The sequence below is a fragment of the Paenibacillus sp. ATY16 genome (assembly GCF_003399985.2).
Lineage (GTDB): Bacteria > Bacillota > Bacilli > Paenibacillales > Paenibacillaceae > Pristimantibacillus > Pristimantibacillus glycanilyticus.
On the sequence record NZ_NMOK02000052.1, the window covers coordinates 170,553 to 189,690 of the forward strand.

Annotated in this window: 12 protein-coding genes; all 12 read left to right on the top strand. The window is 47.1% G+C overall.

The window, feature by feature from the left end; all coding sequences use genetic code 11:
• Positions 1-8: 8 nt before the first annotated feature.
• The 12 genes from CFI03_RS26565 to CFI03_RS26620 all read left to right on the top strand — a co-directional run bounded on the left by CFI03_RS26565 (position 9) and on the right by CFI03_RS26620 (position 18,779).
• Positions 9-968, top strand: coding sequence for a carbohydrate ABC transporter permease (locus tag CFI03_RS26565; protein WP_481857714.1), 960 nt, complete (start codon positions 9-11; stop codon positions 966-968).
• Between the two features lie 18 nt (positions 969-986).
• A complete protein-coding gene (locus tag CFI03_RS26570) occupies positions 987-2,429 on the top strand; it encodes a sulfatase family protein (RefSeq protein ID WP_248761275.1) in 1,443 nt (480 codons plus the stop codon).
• Positions 2,386-3,780 carry a sulfatase family protein gene (locus CFI03_RS26575; RefSeq protein WP_248761277.1) on the top strand — a complete coding sequence of 465 codons (1,395 nt, stop codon included), beginning with the start codon at positions 2,386-2,388 and terminating at the stop codon, positions 3,778-3,780. Before CFI03_RS26570 ends, CFI03_RS26575 begins: the two co-directional genes overlap by 44 nt.
• An 87-nt stretch (positions 3,781-3,867) precedes the next feature.
• Positions 3,868-5,235, top strand: a complete 1,368-nt coding sequence (locus CFI03_RS26580; protein WP_248761279.1) for an ABC transporter substrate-binding protein — start codon at positions 3,868-3,870, stop codon at positions 5,233-5,235.
• Between the two features lie 24 nt (positions 5,236-5,259).
• Entirely contained in the window at positions 5,260-7,497 is a 2,238-nt protein-coding gene (locus tag CFI03_RS26585; RefSeq protein WP_248761281.1) for a glycoside hydrolase family 55 protein, read from the top strand.
• Positions 7,498-7,576: 79 nt separating this feature from the next.
• Positions 7,577-9,073 carry a sulfatase-like hydrolase/transferase gene (locus CFI03_RS26590; protein ID WP_248761283.1) on the top strand — a complete coding sequence of 499 codons (1,497 nt, stop codon included), beginning with the start codon at positions 7,577-7,579 and terminating at the stop codon, positions 9,071-9,073.
• A gap of 36 nt (positions 9,074-9,109) precedes the next feature.
• Positions 9,110-12,331 carry an alpha-mannosidase gene (locus CFI03_RS26595; protein WP_248761285.1) on the top strand — a complete coding sequence of 1,074 codons (3,222 nt, stop codon included), beginning with the start codon at positions 9,110-9,112 and terminating at the stop codon, positions 12,329-12,331.
• Complete coding sequence (locus tag CFI03_RS26600; protein ID WP_248761287.1) at positions 12,328-13,770, top strand: sulfatase-like hydrolase/transferase; 1,443 nt, start codon at positions 12,328-12,330, stop codon at positions 13,768-13,770. The genes CFI03_RS26595 and CFI03_RS26600 overlap by 4 nt, the downstream gene beginning before the upstream one ends.
• The gene (locus CFI03_RS26605; protein ID WP_248761290.1) at positions 13,757-15,268 is read left to right on the top strand and encodes a sulfatase family protein; all 1,512 of its coding nucleotides are present in this window, start codon (positions 13,757-13,759) and stop codon (positions 15,266-15,268) included. Before CFI03_RS26600 ends, CFI03_RS26605 begins: the two co-directional genes overlap by 14 nt.
• 170 nt (positions 15,269-15,438) lie before the next feature.
• Positions 15,439-16,332, top strand: coding sequence for a helix-turn-helix transcriptional regulator (locus CFI03_RS26610; protein WP_248761292.1), 894 nt, complete (start codon positions 15,439-15,441; stop codon positions 16,330-16,332).
• The gene (locus CFI03_RS26615; protein WP_248761295.1) at positions 16,319-17,761 is read left to right on the top strand and encodes a sulfatase-like hydrolase/transferase; all 1,443 of its coding nucleotides are present in this window, start codon (positions 16,319-16,321) and stop codon (positions 17,759-17,761) included. Before CFI03_RS26610 ends, CFI03_RS26615 begins: the two co-directional genes overlap by 14 nt.
• 31 nt (positions 17,762-17,792) lie before the next feature.
• Positions 17,793-18,779: a formylglycine-generating enzyme family protein gene (locus CFI03_RS26620; RefSeq protein ID WP_248761298.1), complete on the top strand. Its 987-nt coding sequence runs from the start codon at positions 17,793-17,795 to the stop codon at positions 18,777-18,779.
• The last annotated feature ends 359 nt before the right edge of the window (positions 18,780-19,138 follow it).

Sequence of the window (19,138 nt, forward strand, 5' to 3'; positions counted from 1 at the left end):
GATAACTCGTGCCCAAAGTTGAGGTTCATCATCTAACTAAGTGGCTTCGGCCAAGAAAGAGACTGACCGTTACTCGACATCTGCTATTGGGCAAAGAGGCGGATAAAGGTCTGTTATTCCGGCTGTTTATTTACTTGCTGCTTAGTGATATTGCTTTCATCTATTTGAGTCCGGTCCTCTACATGATCACGACTATGGTGAAAAATGCTGCAGATTTGCTTGATCCTGCGGTCATCTGGGTGCCTCATACCCTATTTACAGGAACGCTGTCGGATGCTTGGCACAAGATCAACTTTCCGGCAGCTTTCCGAATTAGTCTCTCCCTATCGCTTGCCGTATCTATCCTGCAGACGTTCTCTTGTGCAGTAGCGGGTTATGCATTCGCAAGACTTGATTTTCCGTTTAAAAGGTTCTGGTTTGCCTGCTTACTGCTTTCGTTTGTCGTGCCGCAGCAGGTTATTATTTTGCCGGAGCTTATTGTGGCGAACCAGATTGACCTGATGAGGACCTACGTGCCGATCATTGCTCCGGCCTTGTTCGGGCATGGGCTGAAAGGAGCTTTATTCGTCATTATCTATAGGCAGTTTTTCGCTACGCAGCCGAAGGAACTGGAGGAAGCCGCTCGTATGGACGGGGCTGGACTGCTGCGAACCTTCTTCCGAGTTATGCTTCCGCTTGCCAAACCTGCGATCCTGGTCGTCTTTTTGTTTTCATTTGTTTGGACTTGGAATGACTATTATACCCCTGGTGCTTATTTGATCGGCGCAACCGAAGTGCCGCTCTCGCTTGGCCTCTCACAAATCACCTCGCAGTTAAATGAACAGGCTTTGGAGATGGGTCCGTCGATCTTTGATGAACCCGTCAAGATGGCAGGATCGTTCCTGATTATTGTGCCGCCATTGCTGCTCTATTTGTTTACGCAGAGATGGTTTATCGAAAGTGTGGAACGTACTGGATTAATCGAATAAGGATGGAGGTGCCAGTCTTTGAAAGCATCTATCGATAAACCCAATGTGTTATTTATTATGGATGACCAGCACCGGTTCGATTATTTGGGAAGCATGGGGGCCAGCTTTGTCAGGACTCCTAACCTGGATCGTTTAGCTGAAAAAGGCGTCAGATTTACGAACGGCTTCACTAACGCTCCATTATGTGTACCCGCTCGTATCGCGCTAGCAACGGGGTTGCAGCCTGCAAGACTTGGGCTGGTCGATAACTCGCATGTGCTAGACCCACAGCTGCCTACGCTTTATCAACGATTTCGAGATAATGGCTACCGGGTACATTGCGTCGGCAAACTGGATTTAAACAAATCAAATCATTACAACGGACGTTACGGAGATCGACCGGATGCTTACCGATGGGGTTTCACTCATCCCGAGCAGTGTGAAGGGAAGGCACATGCCGGATCTTCACGGACACCTATTGGACCGTATACGAACTATCTGGAGGAACTTAATCTTCTGCAATCCTTTTATGAGGATTATCGTAATCGGGATAAGAAACAAAGCTACGAGAACTGGTACCGGGATTCTGCTCTGCCAACGGAGGCTTTCGAAGATTGCTATATCGGACGGAGAGCGGCTGAGTGGATCGAAACGGTCCCCGATGATTATCCTTGGTTTTCATTCGTAAGTTTCGTTGGCCCGCATGCTCCCTTCGACCCTCCTACGCAATATGCGGATCGTTACCGCTTTGAGCCGATGCCGCCTGCGGCATTCGATTCAGCGGTTGAAAGTTCCAAACCGGAATGGATACGCCGGAGGCAAGAAAAGAATATCACAGAGGAGCAAATCACTGCTTCACGGCGTCAGTATTGCGCAGCGGTTGAGGTTATCGATGATCAGATTGGCCTTATTTTGGACGCCCTTAAGAAAAGAGGGATGGAGGATAATACGTATATCATTTTCACTAGCGATCATGGGGAAATGCTTGGCGATCATCGGCTTTATAATAAGAACCTTCCTTATGAGCCTTCCATCCATATTCCGCTGCTTGCAGCGGGACCGGGTATACAAGGCGGTCGTGTCAGTGATGCCCTTATTGAGCTGATCGACCTCAATCCGACGGTCAGCGATTTAGCAGGTTTGTCTACACCGAAAGGGCTTGATGCCATATCTTTCTCCGGCTTGCTGAAAGGTGAAACAAATGAACATCGCTCGTTCATTATGAGTACGGGCAAACAGTTTCAATGCCTGCGCGATAAACAGTTCAAGCTCATTCAACATGTGAACGGATTAATTGAATTATTTGATCTGGAGAATGACCCGCAGGAGTTCTGCAATGTAGCTTCCGTACATCACGAACGGACAGCAAAGATGGTTGCGCAACTCAAGCTGCGGTTGCAAGCTGCACAATCTGGGAATGAGGAGGTAGAGGTGAATAGTGAGCGCGAAGAGACCGAACATATTATTCATCATGAGCGATGATCACGGCTATCAAGCGATGAGCTGTTACGGCAGCCGAATCAACGAGACACCGAATTTGGATCGAATCGCGAATGAGGGCATTCGGTTGAACAATTGTTTTTGCACAAATTCCATTTGCGCACCAAGCCGGGCGGTTATTCTTTCCGGGGCGTACAGCCATGTGAATGGAGTAAAGACATTGAAAGACTCGTTCGATGGACGGCAGATGACTTTTCCCAAACTTCTGCAAGCATCCGGCTATCAAACCGCAATGATTGGGAAATGGCATTTGGGACACGGGGGCGATCATGACCCGACAGGATTTGATTATTGGAACATCTTGCCTGGTCAAGGTATTTATCGTGATCCTGAGTTTATTGAGATGGGTTTGAAGCGCACTATACCGGGGTATGTCACGACCGTAACGACCGATTTGTCTTTGCAATGGCTGCAAGACAGGGATAATAGCAGGCCCTTCCTCTTAATGTGCCATTATAAAGCACCTCATGGTCCTTGGCAGCCGGATGAAAAGCATGCGGAGCTTTACGAAGACGTAGATATTCCCGTGCCGATTACGTTTTATGACGATTACAGCAATCGGGCAAGCGCGGCGGCAGCAGCCAAAATGAGAATTGACCGGGATTTGCCAAAGCGGATTCCGAAGTATACAGCTCCGCAGGAGCTATCGCCAGAAGAAGCAAAGAAATGGCAGTATCAGCATTTCATCAAAGATTATTTGCGCTGCGTCACTTCCATTGATGAGAATGTGGGACGAATGCTGGATTACTTGAAGGAAGAGGGATTGGAAGAGGACACGATTGTTATCTACACCTCCGACCAAGGGTTTTATCTAGGTGATCACGGCTGGTATGATAAACGGTTCATGTACGAGGAGTCACTGCGGATGCCGTTCCTCATGCGTTACCCAAAGGAAATCCCGGCGGGAGTGGATTCAGATGCATTCGTGATGAATGTGGATTTGGCCCCGACTTTCCTGGATTACGCGGGTATTCCCATTCCGGAACCGTTGCAAGGCGACAGCATTCGTGAAGTTGTGAGAGGTCACGTACCGCAGGATTGGCAAACATCGGTTTATTACCGTTATTGGATGCATCTTGACCCCGTGCATGGCGTCTATAGCCACTATGGTGTTCGAACGGATAAGTATAAGCTCATTTATTATTACGGCGAGGCGTTAGGTGCAAGCGGGACGACGGATATTTCCACGCCAAAGGAATGGGAATTGTTCGATCTTGTTAAAGATCCCCATGAATTAAACAATGTATATGCCTTAGATGAATACTCATCTATTGTCGCAGCGCTTAAGACCGAACTCGAGCGGCTGCGCTTGAAGGTGGGTGATGTGGATTAAGGCAAGGGGATAGGGTGTTGGATTGGAGTGACGAGTCATTATGAGTATTAATCAGAGTAAATCAATGAGAAAAGGGAGAGTTAAACAATGAAAGCATGGAAAATAAAAACGATATTCTCAATCACATTATTATTCACTTTACTCCTAAGCGCTTGCAGCAATGGAGGGTCAAACCATAACAATACGGCAACTAGTCAACCAAATAAGCAGACGAATCAAGCGGTTCAATCCGATCAGCCTGAGCAAACGGATAACCAATCAGTTGAACAGCCTGCGGATGAGATTAAACCAATTACGTTAAAAATCTATGCAGGTATGCCGGACTCCGAATTCAAAACACAAATTACCGATCCGCTTAGTAAAAAGTACCCGCAAATTACGATTGAAAGGCTTGGAGCAGACAAGAAAAATACCCCGCTTGATCAGCTGATCGCTTCCGGCGATACACCGGATTTGCTGGCTGTTCCGAAGGATGAGATCAAGTCCAATGTGATTCGCCTGGGTCTGCAAACGGACCTGAACGAGCTGGTACAGAAATATAAGGTTGACCTTGGACGATTTGATCCGGTTTTGCTGAAATCGATTCAAGATTTGAGCGGTAATGGCGAGTTATACGGCTTGCCGGAGAAGAAAACGTTATACGGCCTTGTCTATAACAAGGATATATTCGATAAGTTCGGCGTTCCTTATCCGACTGACGGCATGACTTGGGACCAAGTGATTGAATTGGCCAAAAAGGTGACCAGAGAGGATAACGGCGTGCAATATCGCGGCCTGGATTTTACAAATTTGAACCTGATGCGCGGGCAGCTTGCCCAGCCTCTTCTTGACAGCAACGATAAAGCTGTCGTTACAACGCCGCAATGGCAAACGATCGCAAGAACAATTCAAAGCATTGTTCAAATTCCTGGCAATACAGGGGAAACCTCCGGCTATGATGTGTTCCTGAAGGATCGGACAACAGCTATGTTCGCAAGCGGATTGCTCGGCATGATCAACCGTGCCAAAGAAGTGCCGGACTTGAACTGGGATATCGTAACGTTCCCGACGTTCCCCGATGCTCCGAATACAGATCCTCAGGCAGATGGCGTAGCTTTCGCTATTACTTCTACCAGCAAAGTGAAGGATGAAGCCTTCCAAGTCATCCAGTACCTGCTGTCAGATGAAGTACAAACTTCGTTGGTACGTAACGGATTCCTGTCGCCGCTTAGCAATCCGGAGATTCAAGCTCAGCTTGGAGCTGACCAAACCTTCTTCGAAGGGAAAAACTTGCAAGCCGCATTCAAACAAAAGCTGTCTGATCTCCCGCCAAGCACCTATGATTATGTTGCTTCGCCTATTATCAACAAAGCTTTCGATGGGATTAAAAAAGGTGAGGTTGATATTAATACAGCGCTAAGCCAAGCGGAAGACGAAATCAATAAAGCTGTAGAGACCGAAAAAGCAAGCAAATAATCAGAGGGAACGGGGTGAGCAAGGGTGAAAAAGTGGTATTCGATATTGTTCATCATGGTCATTCTGGCGTCAATTATTCTAGTGCCTCTGCCGGAAAAGGCAGAGGCGGCAGGGTTTCCTCCCGGCGTCAATCCGTCTAATGCGTATGCATTAGACGGATTACTGGACGTTACTGCAGCTCCATACAATGCTGACCCTACAGGAGTGGTCGATGCGACTGCCGCTATCCAAAGCGCTGTAAATGATGGATTCGCGTACAATATGCAGGTCTTTTTCCCAGCAGGAACCTACAAGGTATCTGACACCATTGAAGCTTATATTCCTCATGGCCAAATGACAGAAGCAAGGGTTGGCAACTACCTTGTTGGCGCGACAACAGGCAGCGGGCGACCGATTATTAAGCTGAAGGACAACTCCGCAGGTTTTGACGATGTCAATGGACCTTATACTACAGTGGATGGCAGCCATCATATTAAACCGGTCATTCATTTCTGGCGGGAAGATGATGTTGATCTGGGTTCAGAGAAGCCGAATGAAAGTTTTGACAATGTTATTCGGGGTATTGATTTCGATCTGGGCTTGAATCCAGGCGCAGTTGCTCTTCGCCATCAAAGCTGTGAAGGAAGCGCAATTGAAGATGTTTATATCAATGCGGCCAATGCTTTCGCCGGTATATTCGACATTATTGGGAGCGGAGGAAGCATTACCAATATCGAGGTTGAGGGCGGAAAATACGGCATTTATGCGGAGAATTCGCAGCCAGCGCCGCTCATCACGGGCATTAAGCTTGAACAGCAGACGGAAGCTGCGATTTTTTATAACGGGAAATCGCCGCTCACCGTCGTTGGCTTCCATATCACGAAACCTGCCGGACCGGTTATTACCGTAGGCAAACAGGCCGATGGTACGGAAAGCAGCGGCAATATCAGTTTGGTCGATGGCAGTGTAAGGCTAAGTACGCTTCAGTCCAACGCAACGATTATTCAGAACACGGACCGCTCCGTTTATTTGCGTAACGTATATGCCATTAATGCAGGTTATATTATCCGTCACTCCACTGATCCATCCTCGGACTTGGCTGTAGCGTCAGGTGATCAGAATGCTTGGATCAACATTGGCGAATATGCTTACGACAAGGGCTATACGCCGAATCAGACCAAGCTGGTCGATGGCAGTTATCTAACCGGACATACTTATCCGGTGAGCGGTCCGTATTACACCCGTTCAGGGGGGCTTCCTTCTGACCTGATCTCCAGGCATGTGTGGGCAGGCGGCGAGAAGTTCACGGCATTTGACCAGACGGGAGTTATCAATGTCAAAGACGCACCTTATAACGCGCAAGGCGATGGGACGACAGATGATACAGCAGCCATCCAAAGCGCACTGAATACGGGAGGTAAAGTATTTCTTCCTAAAGGTAAATACATCATTAGCAGTTCATTGATACTGAAAAGCACTTCTCAGTTGTTTGGCGTATCGAAGACGGCTTCGGTCATTGCGGTAAGCCCAACAAGCAAGCCTGCTGCGGATACCCCGATCATTACGACTGTGAATGATGCGAATGCCTCTCCGGTACTAGCAAATGTGAAGCTGGAGCTTCCTATTCAAGACCAGCTTTATTACGCGATTGATTGGAAGGCAGGCAAGAACTCCATTGTGAAGGATATATGGGTCAAACCGGCCGATATTCAAGCGGATGCTCCGCATAACCCTTCTTTGAAATGGGTCGTTGTTGAAGGGAATGGCGGAGGGAAATGGTATAACCTCCTCGCCATCGGCAGATATGGACCAAAGGATAACAATTTTAGAATCCAAAGCGTAGAAGGAACTACGCAGCCCTTGATCTTCTATATGTTCCATTCGCAATATGCACGAACCGGAAATAACAATCCACAGGCCATTATTGAAGACAGCTCCAATGTTACGATTTTCTCGGCGAAGTTCGAAAGCACAACGAATAATCCGGATAACCAGTTCTCAAGTGCTCTTGTTATCAATCATTCGAACAATATTAATATCATTGGCAACTCGGGAGTACTGAAGCCATTGACGGGCCGAGAGATTTTCAAGTTGAATGACACAGCCAGCAGCGCGAACGACAACACCAATATTACGATTGCCAATATGGGCAAAAACAACGGAGGCAGCTCCGGCTGGAACTACGTCAAGGAGTTTTACGGCGGCTCGAATTACAATATTCCTGGCAATAACATCGGCACGTTGTTTAAGAGAGGTCAGACAACGATAGAAATCCCGCATTAATGAAATGATGAGATTGCGACTGGGCGCTCTGCTTACACTTTGGCAGCAGCGCTTGGTTGCTGAAAGCGAAGTGATCCCTATGGGACAACGGAAAAACCTGCTTCTGATCATAACGGACCAGCAACGTGCGGATACGATAGCGAGAGCGGGCAACGCCTATATTCAAACGCCGAATTTGGATCGGTTATGTGAGACCGGCACGCTTTATTCGAATGCGTATAGCGAAATGCCGGAATGTTGTCCCGCACGTGCGGTAATGTTCAGCGGCCAATGGGGGCACCGCACAGGGAATATGGGGAACGGATTTACGAATCCTCTGTCCTCTACTTTTGTTTATAAGTTGAATGATGAGGGTTATCAGACAACTTACATCGGGAAGATGCATGCCATCCCCAAGGATAATACTTGGGGCTTCCAGGATATCTATCGCTCGGAGGAAATGGGGCATCCCGATCAGGATGACTATAACCGGTACGTCCGTGATTCAGGCTTTGATTGGGTCTATGAAACGATGGGCGTCCGGCATGAATATTACTATATCCCCCAGGTCTCGCAATTACCTGATCGGATCCATCAAACGACCTGGGTTGGCGATCGGACGGTTGATACGATCAAACGATTATCGGTGGAGGATAAGCCGTGGTTTATTACTGCATCTTTTGTCAAACCTCATCCGCCTTTTGATCCGACAACCCCATACTTAAATCTATATGATTCGGAAGTGCTGCCGTCTCCTGTTCGTAATGAACGAGATAGGGACGAAATCTGGCCGCTGCAGCAAGCGCAAAATTACGCCAAGTGGATGGAACAGCCCGGCGATACGCTGACTCGTCTCATCAAAGCGGCTTATTATGCCAGCATTTCTCAGATAGATGTTCAGATTGGAAGAATTGTAGACGAGCTAGAGCGGCAAGGGCTGCGGGAAGAAACGGTTATATTATTTACTTCCGACCATGGCGAGATGCTAGGAGACCACTATCAGTGGGGAAAGAGATCTTTCTATAACGGTTCAGCTAGAATTCCGTTTATCCTCTCTTGTCCTGGCAGCTTACCGCAGGGAGTGGTAAGCGATCAGCTTGTTGGTCACCGTGATATTGCACCAACACTGCTGGATGCAGCTAATCTTCTGGATGAGCAGATCGTATTAGATGGTCACAGCCTGCTAAGGTCATCCCACGATACGCCCCGCGAAATAACTTTTGGGGAGCTTATTACCAATCCATACGGCGTTATACCAAGGGAAGAAGTGGTCAATATCTCCTCGATTTATATGGCGGCCACAAAAAAGTGGAAATATATCTATTCACCAAACGGAGGCAGGGAAGCGTTGTTTGATCTGGAGATTGATCCGGATGAGTTGGTTCCTCTCGAAAATGATGAGTCTCATTCTGAAACAAAGCAGACTTTACGAACAGCCTTACTGGAGTTTTTCCAACAGGAAGACTACAAGGGCGGGTTGTCGGAGGACGGACAGCAGCTCCGTCAAGTGCCATTATCGGAAGTGCCAACACCAAGAAACCGGCAATATTCTTCTTATGATCCCTACCATCTTGAAGCGAGGAAAGGGAGACGATGAGGCGAAGACGCCAGAGGAGTCATAAGGGGGATTGTGATGTTTTTAACCGAACGTAAGCTGGAGAAGCGAATTCAAGAGGTAGAGTCTTGGCGCTATATGGACAGAAGGCGAATTCCAACCTATCAGTTCTGGATAGATACAACAGCGGAGATTGGCGTGCTGCCGCCGGACAATGCCGAGTGGGGAACGATTGGAATCGGTGATAGATGGCAAGGCTGGGATACGATCGTCTGGTTGAAGACCGAAGTTCACATTCCGCTGGAGTGGCAGGGCCGGACAATCATTGGCTTATTTGATTTTGGCAAAACAGGACCTGGACATACTTCCGGCTTCGAATCTCTGCTCTATGTCAATGGTGTTCCTTATCAAGGGGTAGGGGGTAATCACCGTGAAGTTTTCCTGCCCAGTGGTGCAGCGGGTACGACAGTTCAATTGTTATTCAAATTATGGACGGGATTAAACGGGCATTCAGGGAAACGGGTGGAACTAGAGCATCAGATTCAAACCTCTGAGATAGCTTTGCTTCAGGAAGAAACGGATGATTTCTATTACAGCAGCCTCGCCGTCTATCAAACGTTCATGTATTTGAAAGAGGATCGTTGGGAGCGTAATGCACTTATTAAGGCGCTGGATCGTGCCTTTATACAAATCGATTGGAGCCATCCGGGCAGTGTTGATTTCTACGAAAGTGTGCTGCGGGCAAATACCAGCTTGAAACATGAAATGGAAGCGATACCTGCTGGCAGCAATCCGATTACGATTCACGCTATCGGTCACTCTCATCTTGATGTGGCTTGGTTATGGAGGCTGAGGCATACGCGGGAGAAGGCGGCGCGGACTTTTTCGACCGTATTGCGTTATATGGAGAGATACCCGGAATACGTTTATTTGCAAACGATGCCGCATCTGTATGAGGATTTGGAACGGGATTATCCAGCGTTGTTCGAGCAGATTCAATGCCGAGTGGCCTCCGGGCAGTGGGAAGCAGGAGGAGCGATGTGGCTGGAAGCGGATTGCAATATTCCTTCTGGCGAGTCATTAACCCGTCAACTGTTGTATGGCATTCGTTATTTCGAGGAAAAATTCGGGTTATCCTGCACTTACCTGTGGTTGCCAGACGTATTCGGATACAGCTGGGCATTACCGCAAATTTTGTGCAAAGCGGGCATTCGTGCCTTCATGACAACAAAAATCAACTGGAGCCAATACAACCGGTTTCCTCATGATACTTTTTATTGGAAGGGAATCGATGGAACAAAGCTGTTGACACATTTTATAACAACACCGAATCTGCAGGGCTACCAGTATAGCTATAGTGGACAGATTGCCGCTCGTACACTCGCTGTCACATGGGAGCAATATCAGGATAAAGAGATAAATGATGAGTTTCTGCTTGCTTTCGGACATGGGGACGGAGGAGGCGGACCAACGCGCGACATGCTAGAGATGCGTCGCAGATTTGAGCAGATGCCTGGCATGCCAAAGGTGGTGACAGGACGGGCAGACCGCTATTTTCATGAACTGGATAAGCGGGTACGGGAAACGGACCGATATGTCCACACCTGGGACGGCGAGTTGTATCTCGAACGCCATCGGGGTACGTTCACTTCACAAGCTTATGTGAAAACAATGAATCGGCGGATGGAAGGATTGCTTCATGACGCCGAGCTGGCCAATTCGATTAACGCAGCTTTACGGGGATTCAAGCAATATCCTTCCCAATCGCTGCATGAAAGCTGGATTATTGTATTGCGTAATCAGTTCCATGATATTTTGCCGGGATCCTCCATCGCTGAGGTGTATGAGGATTGTCATTCCGATTACGACCGTGCGGAGCAATTAGCTCAAGATGCGCTTACTCGAGGGGTTAGCAGCATCGCAAGCCAGATTGTGCGTTCAAGTTGCGACCATGAAGGTTATCTTATATTTAATACGATTCAATGGGAACGTACAGAAATAATTGAGCTTCCGTGGCACCCATCATATTCGGATGTGGCATGGAAAGATAGTCAAGGGAATGACCTGATTTCGCAGAAAAGTGTTCGATCAGGCGAGGAGAAGCTGTTATTGCTCGTCCCGCATATTCCGGCATTTGGTTATACAACGGTATCTTGTTATGAGGTGGAAACTTCCAAGACGCTTGCTGCTGCGAAGCCGCAGCCGCTTATTGAAGTTCAAAGCGATGGGCTGAACACGCCTTATTATGAGATTCGATGGAACGAATTCGGGCAACTTATTCGTTTGTACGACAAACGAATAAAGCGGGAGTTTATTGAGCCGGGCGAAGCGGCTAACAGGTTTGACCTGCATGAAGATAAGCCGCTGCGTAACGATGCATGGGATATTGATCTGTTTTATTACGAAAAGTCGGAGACCATTACAGGACTCCAGCGAATCGAGTTGATCGAATCAGGAGAGCTCAGAACGGTTATCCGATTTGAATGGAAGCATGGAGAGACGGTTATTGAGCACGATCTGGTCGTGTATCCGGATCATCCACGTATCGATTTCGTGACGAAAGTAGACTGGCAGGAGCGTTCGCAGCTTCTTAAAGTTGCCTTTCCTCTGCAAATCCGTGCTGTCGAGGCAACGTATGAAATTCAGTATGGTCATGTGAAGCGTCCGACGCATTGGAATACAAGCTGGGATTACGCCAGATTCGAGACTTGTGCGCAGAAGTGGATCAATCTGTCGGAACGCGGAGCTGGCATAAGCCTATTAAATGATTGCAAATATGGTCATGAAGTCAAAGATAACGTCATGCGTCTGACGTTACTCAAATCATCGATTGCACCTGATCCATTAGCTGATCAAGGGCTTCATACGTTTACGTATTCCTTGCTCCCTCATGAAGGAGATTGGTTTGCAGCTTCTACCTTGATTCATGCTCAGAGGCTGAACTCTCCCGTTCACGTGGTAGAATTGCCTGAAGCTAAGGAGTTTTTAAATGTACAGCATGGCAGCCTGCCAGAGAAAACAAGCTTCTTCAGCTGTAGGAGTGATCATGTGGTGGTCGACACGATCAAACGAGCCGAGGATTCCGATGCATGGATTGTGCGGTGCTATGAATATGCCGGCAAACGAGGAAATGTCTCTTTTGAAAGCTTATTTACCTTAGAGCATGTCGCGGAAGTAAATCTGCTGGAGCGGGAGAATGCTCCTCAGACGTTCGAATCTCACCAGTTTCAATCCTGGTTCCAGCCTTTTGAAATCAAGACGTTTCTTATAACCGTTCGATCAGGAGGAGGTAACTCATGAATCAGCCGAACATCATTATGATTGTGTCTGATCAGCATCGCGCCGATTGGATGGGAAATGCGGGGGCTTCTTATCTGCAGACCCCTAACTTGGACCGGTTAGCGGAGGGCGGCGTCCGTTTTACGGAAGCCTACTGCAATTCGCCCTTTTGCGTTCCGTCGCGAATGTCCATGATGACAGGACGTTACCCGTCAAGAACGGGCGTTTATAACAATGAGCATATTCTTTCTTCGGATATGCCTACCTTTGCCCACGCGCTTGGGATTGCCGGGTACGAAACGGTATTATGCGGCCGCATGCATTTCAAAGGACCCGATCAACGTCACGGCTATGGGCAGCGGCTCGTGGGGGACATTACACCGACCTATAATGGTGGGCCGACTACTCCCTACGGAAGGCTCAAGGGGACAGCAGGACAAGGAAAAAATTCGTTGGAGCTGTCTGGCCCTGGAGACAGCCCGGTCCTTCGTTATGATGAATCGGTCATAACAGCTTGCGAGCAGTTTCTTGCTAAGCGCCACTTGCAAGAAACGAGTCAGCGCTTGTTTTTGACGGTTGGCTTTTATGGACCTCACCCCACTTTTATATGTCCGCCTGATGTGTATGAACAAACATCGGCTGCGCTGAGAGATATTCAAGGAATTCCACGAGATGAGGAGCCACTCCATCCTTGGGTTGCCGATTGGTTCAGAAGATTGAAGATCGACGATGTCACCGCTGAACGGTTGCATACGGTTCGCGCCAGCTACGCAGGGCTAGTTCAACGACTAGATTCCTACATTGGGCGTGTGCTGGAAGCTGCCCGCTCCCTGCCGGGCGAGACTGTTATCGTATATGTCAGCGATCATGGCGAAATGGCTGGCGATCATGGCATGTTTTGGAAGCAAAGTTTTTATGAGGGCTCCTCAGCCGTACCGATGATTTGGTACCCGTTGACCGAAGGTTCTAAATCTCTGATTGCCCAAGGCAGAACCGTCGACGTGCCGGTTAGCCTTGTCGATCTTGCTCCAACCCTCGTTCAATTGTCAGGAGCCCCAGAGATGCCTGGATTGGATGGTTGGGATTTAAGCTCTTTATTAAATCCTGAAGAATACCCCGAACAAGAACAAAAATGGACCAGTCGGCCTGTATTCTGTGAATGGCAAAGCAGCCGTATGATCCGTTCCGGTCAATATAAGCTGAACTATTATGATGGCTTTCCTCCCCAGCTCTTTGATCTGGACCATGATCCGCTAGAGCAGCAAAATTTATTTGAACAAAATGCCTATTATGCTGTTAGGGAAGAACTCTTGAAAAAGTTGAAGGCGGATTGGAATCAAGAGCAGATAAGAGAGCAGCTTGCTTTGAAGAAATCGGATATTCAGTATATGACCCAGTGGGGCAAAGCAGTTGGTTTCGGCCGGATGGATATGTGGGAGACGAATTATGATGCCTATTAATCAGCAGAACAAGCCTAATATTCTGCTCATCGTCTCGGATCAGCATCGCTATGACTGCATGGGGGCTTATGGTAACCCGGACATTCGGACGCCGTACCTCGATGCGCTCAGCGAAGACGGCGTGACTTATAAGAATAGCTTTTGCAGCTCGCCTTTTTGCACGCCTTCCCGCTATTCGCTTCTTACAGGGCTTTACCCGCACCAACATTTAGGTTGGGGAAATTTGAGCACGATTCCTTCTGGCATCGCCACTTTTCCGAAGCTGTTGCAGCTAGCGGGTTATAGGACAAAGGCCGTCGGCAAGATGCATTTGACTCCGACTTATCTGGATGTCGGCTTTGACGATATGATTCTAGCGGAACAAAATGGCGACGGACGTTATGAAGATGACTATCACCGTTATTTGATGGAACAAGGGCTGCTCGATCGCTTAGATCTGATGGATCAGGTCAAGGAATATAGGGAGAAAGCTCCGCCGTCCTATTGGGATACCTTTGGTACAGAGGCATCCAATTTAAGCGAGGAGCATCATTCGACGACATGGATCGGGAATCAGGCTCTGACTGCAATCGAAAACTGGGGCACGCACAATGAGATGCTGATGGTCAGCTTCATTAAACCCCATCACCCGTTTGATCCGCCTGTTCCATGGAGCTCGATGTATAATCCGGCCGAGCTTCATCTGCTTCCAGGCTGGACGGATCAACCATTGGAACGAGATTTACGGATGCATCCGGGATTTTTCGAGCATACACGATTGACTGAAGAGAAATTGCGGCGTACGATGACCCATTATTATGGAGCGATCAGCCACATTGATCATATGACAGGTCAATTCGTGGAAGCTTTGAAGAGAAAAGGGATATATGATAACACGTTGGTCATTTATACAAGTGATCATGGCGAATATATGGGTTATCATCATATGCTGCTAAAGTCGAATTACATGTATGAGCCGCTTGCCAAAGTCCCTCTGCTTGTTAAATATCCGGGAGGTGTGAACGCTGGCGAATGCTCGGATCAGCTTATCAACAATATCGATATATCAACTACAATATTGGCTGCTGCCGGAGTGAACAAGGATAAATCGATGGTAGGCATAAATTTGATGAGCAGCGAGGAGCAAGGGAGGGAATTTATCATAGGAGAAGATTCGAGAGGACGGCAATATATGGTTCGTTCGGAGCGATACAAGCTGATCTTGACGAGAGATCATTCCAAATGCGTCTTTTTCGATCTTCAGAATGACCCGCTTGAGTTAAATAACCTAATCGATGATCCCGATTATGAGGAACACATCACGCGCTGCCGTCATGCTTTGCAACAAACCTTATTATTTGATGCCCCCTCTCCATCCTATCTTGATCGCAATGCACCTATCATCACAGGAAACAGAGTCCCAAACGATTCTACCGTGAGGAAACGAGTTTCTGAGTGGATAGCAGGCAACTGGAATACTGAGGACGGATTCGTTGACAAAAACAGGGAGCTAAGGTAAAATTATAGATGTTCATTAACCGAGTAAGCTGATTGGAATTATTTAATTAAATATTTTGTTGAGTCAACCGGAAATCCGGAGACGTCATTCCATGTGCGCGCATTTAGGGATACGTCTATTTTTTTTGCGTATTTAAACTAATCCAGCTCTTTGGCAAAGAGGGGGAGTCTATGAAAAAATATGGGAATTTAGTTGCCGAGTATTTAGAACATAAGCCATCTGATTTTGAAAAAAACGGAGGACTTTGGGTAATTCGAGCCGGGCAGAGCAAAGCGAAACTCCACTACCAGGTTGGGCCTAGAGTAGTGGAATATTACTCAGTACATGCAGTAAGAAGTGGAAGCATCGTTTTAAATTACGATAGCAAATCCGTGTTATTGCATGAGGGGGATCTTTTTTGCGCTTATCCTGCTCATCGTTACAGCTATCAGATGGTTGAGGAAGATACCGTTCTTCGACTGTGCTGGTTAGTCTTCCAAGGAAATCATGCTGAAACTTTGCTGGAGCGGATCGGATTCAGCAAAGAGCAGCCGTTTTTATTCAATCGTTGGGCGTTAGGCCATGAGTCGATTATGATTCAAATACAAGATCTGCTGCGCAACATTAATGGTTATGATGAAATGTTAATGCAATCTAAGTTATATCAACTCTTTGATTCGTTGTCCCGTAAGTCCGATGGACAACAGCTGAAGCGGGAGGGTACGAACAGGCTGCAGCGCTGTATTCAATTTATGGAAAAGCATTACATGGAGGGAATCACGGTAAGCGACGTCGTTGAGGTAGCAGGTGTTCACCGTTCGCAGGTTTATCAGGAATGCAGCAATGTCATTGGACTTAGCCCGATGCAATATTTGGTTCAGCTCCGCATGAATAAAAGCGTGGAACTGCTCAAATTAAGGGAATTGAGCATGACAGAGATTGCTCTAGCAGTCGGCTACCCAGACTTATATTCTTTTTCCCGCGCATTCAGCAAATACTATGGCATGTCAGCAACACAATACCAGATGAGGCTGTTTATGACCAATCAATATGAAGGAGGGGAGAACTCCATTGGGAACAAATAAGAGACCTAATATCGTAATGATTATAATGGATGAATGCAAGTGGAATGTCTTGGGGAGTTATGGGAATACGGACGCTTATACTCCTCATATAGATCGGCTTGCTTCACAGGGGAGGCAGTTCGAACATGCTTACGTTACATTTCCCAAGTGCGTGCCATCTAGGGCCGCTTTGATGACTGGCCGCTATCCGCATGTGGAAGGCCATCGTACTTTACCTGGTTTTGAAGTGCGCAAAGGTGAGAATAATCTGGTACTTGAACTCAAGAAGGCTGGATATACGACAGGCATTTTTGGTAAAAATCATACGCTGGAAGGCGAATTTTTATCGGAGTGCTTTGACGAAAAAGGTATTCGTTGGGGGAAAGGCGTGCCTAGAGATCGTCGAGAATTCGAAACGGATGATTCCTTGTTCAGAGCTTTTTACCGTGGCGAATTCAGTGAAATAGATGAGATGGCGGATACTTTATCCACACGAGATGCAATAGACTTTATTGAACGACGGAGTCAAGAAGATCAGCCATTTTTTTTACTATTGAATTATCTCTTCCCTCATCCGCCCTATGCGGATATTGAACCGTATATATCTATTATTCGTGAACGGAATATTAAATTGCCTGTTAGAGCGGATATAAACTCAGCACCTCAAATCTTGCAGGTTTATCGGGAAGTTTATGATCTAGAACATTTGAAGGATGAAGATTGGCGGAAGGTAGTTGAAGCCTATTATAGTATGGTCTCTTATGTGGATGATCAGATAGAGAAAATGGTTAAATCAATAGATAACGCTCAAATCGCAGAGGACACCGTTCTAATCCTTACCTCAGACCATGGTGATTTTGCCGGTGAGCATGTGGGGGTAGAGAAGTGGGATACCATGTTCTACGATTGTTTGGTGAGAGTTCCGTTAATCATTCGCTGGCCAGGGGTGATTGCTGCAGGTCGAACCGATGCTATGACGGAAAATATTGATCTTGCTCCTACGTTATTGGAATTATGCGGCTTGGATGCACAGGATTGGATGCAGGGTAAATCACTTTACAAGCTTCTTATGGGCGAGACGGACAGCCACAAAGAGGAAGTGTTCTGCGAGGGCGGAGTAGAAGAATCAGCATTGACACGTACAGTTATGCTGGACAGCGAGGATCACAAGAAGCGACAGCCTAATTATCATTGGAAGCAGCAGCTCATCGTCGAATATCCATGGACCATCTATCGGGCGAAAATGATCCGAACCAGACGCTGGAAGCTAGTCTACCGTATTAACGGAATCAAGGAATTGTATGACTTGCTTCATGATCCGCTAGAGCTCAGAGACGTAGCCCATCTGTCTGAGAATAAGGAAGTCGTCTCCGAATTGTTAGAAAGGTTGTTGAATTGGACGATACGAACAGAAACAGATTATCCTCGTATTGATAAAATGTATTCCTAGACGTTGATAAATTTGGAAGGGGAACGGATAGATGACAATCGAACAGAAACAACAACCCTCTTGCTGTAGTGTAAATCAGCGTTCAGAGAGCAGGACAAAATCTCAGTTTGTACATATTGAGGCATTATACAAGCCAAAGAAGTCGAATAAGGAAAGACCTGCCGGGATGATTTATCTGCCCGGTGGAGAATTTCTAATGGGTACCAATGATGGAGAAGGCTTTCCAGCGGATGGAGAAGGACCGATTCGTCCGGTACAATTGTCGCCATTTTATATCGATCCTTGTACTGTTACGAACGCCGAGTACGCTGATTTTATTAGGGCAACGGGTTATGTAACCGAAGCGGAGAAGTTCGGCTGGTCTTTTGTTTTTCATTTATTCGTATCCGACAATGTGAAGAAGATTAATGCGCGGCAGGTGCCGGGAGCACCTTGGTGGCTCGCTGTAAACGGTGCATCCTGGCATCGTCCAGAAGGTGAAGGCTCTTCGGTAGAAAAAAGACTGGATCATCCCGTTATTCATGTATCGTGGAATGATGCGGCGCAATATGCGAAGTGGGCCGGGAAACGCCTGCTAACGGAGGCAGAGTGGGAATATGCGGCTCGTGGCGGATTGGTACAGAAACGGTATCCATGGGGCGATCTATTAAAGCCGGATGGTCAACATCTCTGCAATATTTGGCAGGGGAAATTTCCTTTGAAAAACAATGCTTCGGATGGTTACGAGGGCACAGCCCCGGCACAATCGTATCCGCCAAACGGCTACGGGCTCTATAATATGGTAGGAAACGTGTGGGAATGGTGTTCCGATTGGTTTAGCTCCAGGCCTGCTGGGAAGGGGATTCTTAATAATCCGACTGGGCCGGCCTTTGGTTCAAGCCGAGTAATGCGTGGTGGATCTTATTTGTGTCACAAGTCATATTGCAACCGGTATCGGGTAGCGGCAAGGAGTCAGAATACACCAGATAGCTCGACAGGGAACCTTGGATTCCGCTGCGCAGCGGATGCATTTAATTAAAAATGGTTGAGCAGAGAACGTAAAGCTGCTCAACCATTTTTTTTTAGAAGTCAATTATGACTAGAAAAAAGTAAAAATACGGCATAGTCATAACCGCACTAGTTTAAAAAGTGCCCAACCTTGCAATACTGCAAGGTTAGGCACTTTTGTTTTTTTGGTCAGCATGAAGTTCAAGATGTTTTTTAGCATTTAACAACTTTATTTTTAGATGAGGGTTTATTACTGGTCCTGAGTAAACAACTTTATTTTCACATTTTCAGCCGTACTGTTGGTTGAATCTCATCTCGTTAAACAACTTTAAATTACTAGTCGTGGATTTTTAACCCCTGAAAACTCTTGATTTTACTGGAACTTCGATA

Bases quoted from the DNA above. Each gene is read 5' to 3' on its own strand.
- CFI03_RS26590 (WP_248761283.1), top strand. From the start codon at position 7,577: ATGGGACAACGGAAAAACCTGCTTCTGATCATAACGGACCAGCAACGT.
- CFI03_RS26610 (WP_248761292.1), top strand. From the start codon at position 15,439: ATGAAAAAATATGGGAATTTAGTTGCCGAGTATTTAGAACATAAGCCA.
- CFI03_RS26620 (WP_248761298.1), top strand. From the start codon at position 17,793: ATGACAATCGAACAGAAACAACAACCCTCTTGCTGTAGTGTAAATCAG.
- CFI03_RS26605 (WP_248761290.1), top strand. From the start codon at position 13,757: ATGATGCCTATTAATCAGCAGAACAAGCCTAATATTCTGCTCATCGTC.
- CFI03_RS26600 (WP_248761287.1), top strand. From the start codon at position 12,328: ATGAATCAGCCGAACATCATTATGATTGTGTCTGATCAGCATCGCGCC.
- CFI03_RS26580 (WP_248761279.1), top strand. From the start codon at position 3,868: ATGAAAGCATGGAAAATAAAAACGATATTCTCAATCACATTATTATTC.
- CFI03_RS26595 (WP_248761285.1), top strand. From the start codon at position 9,110: ATGTTTTTAACCGAACGTAAGCTGGAGAAGCGAATTCAAGAGGTAGAG.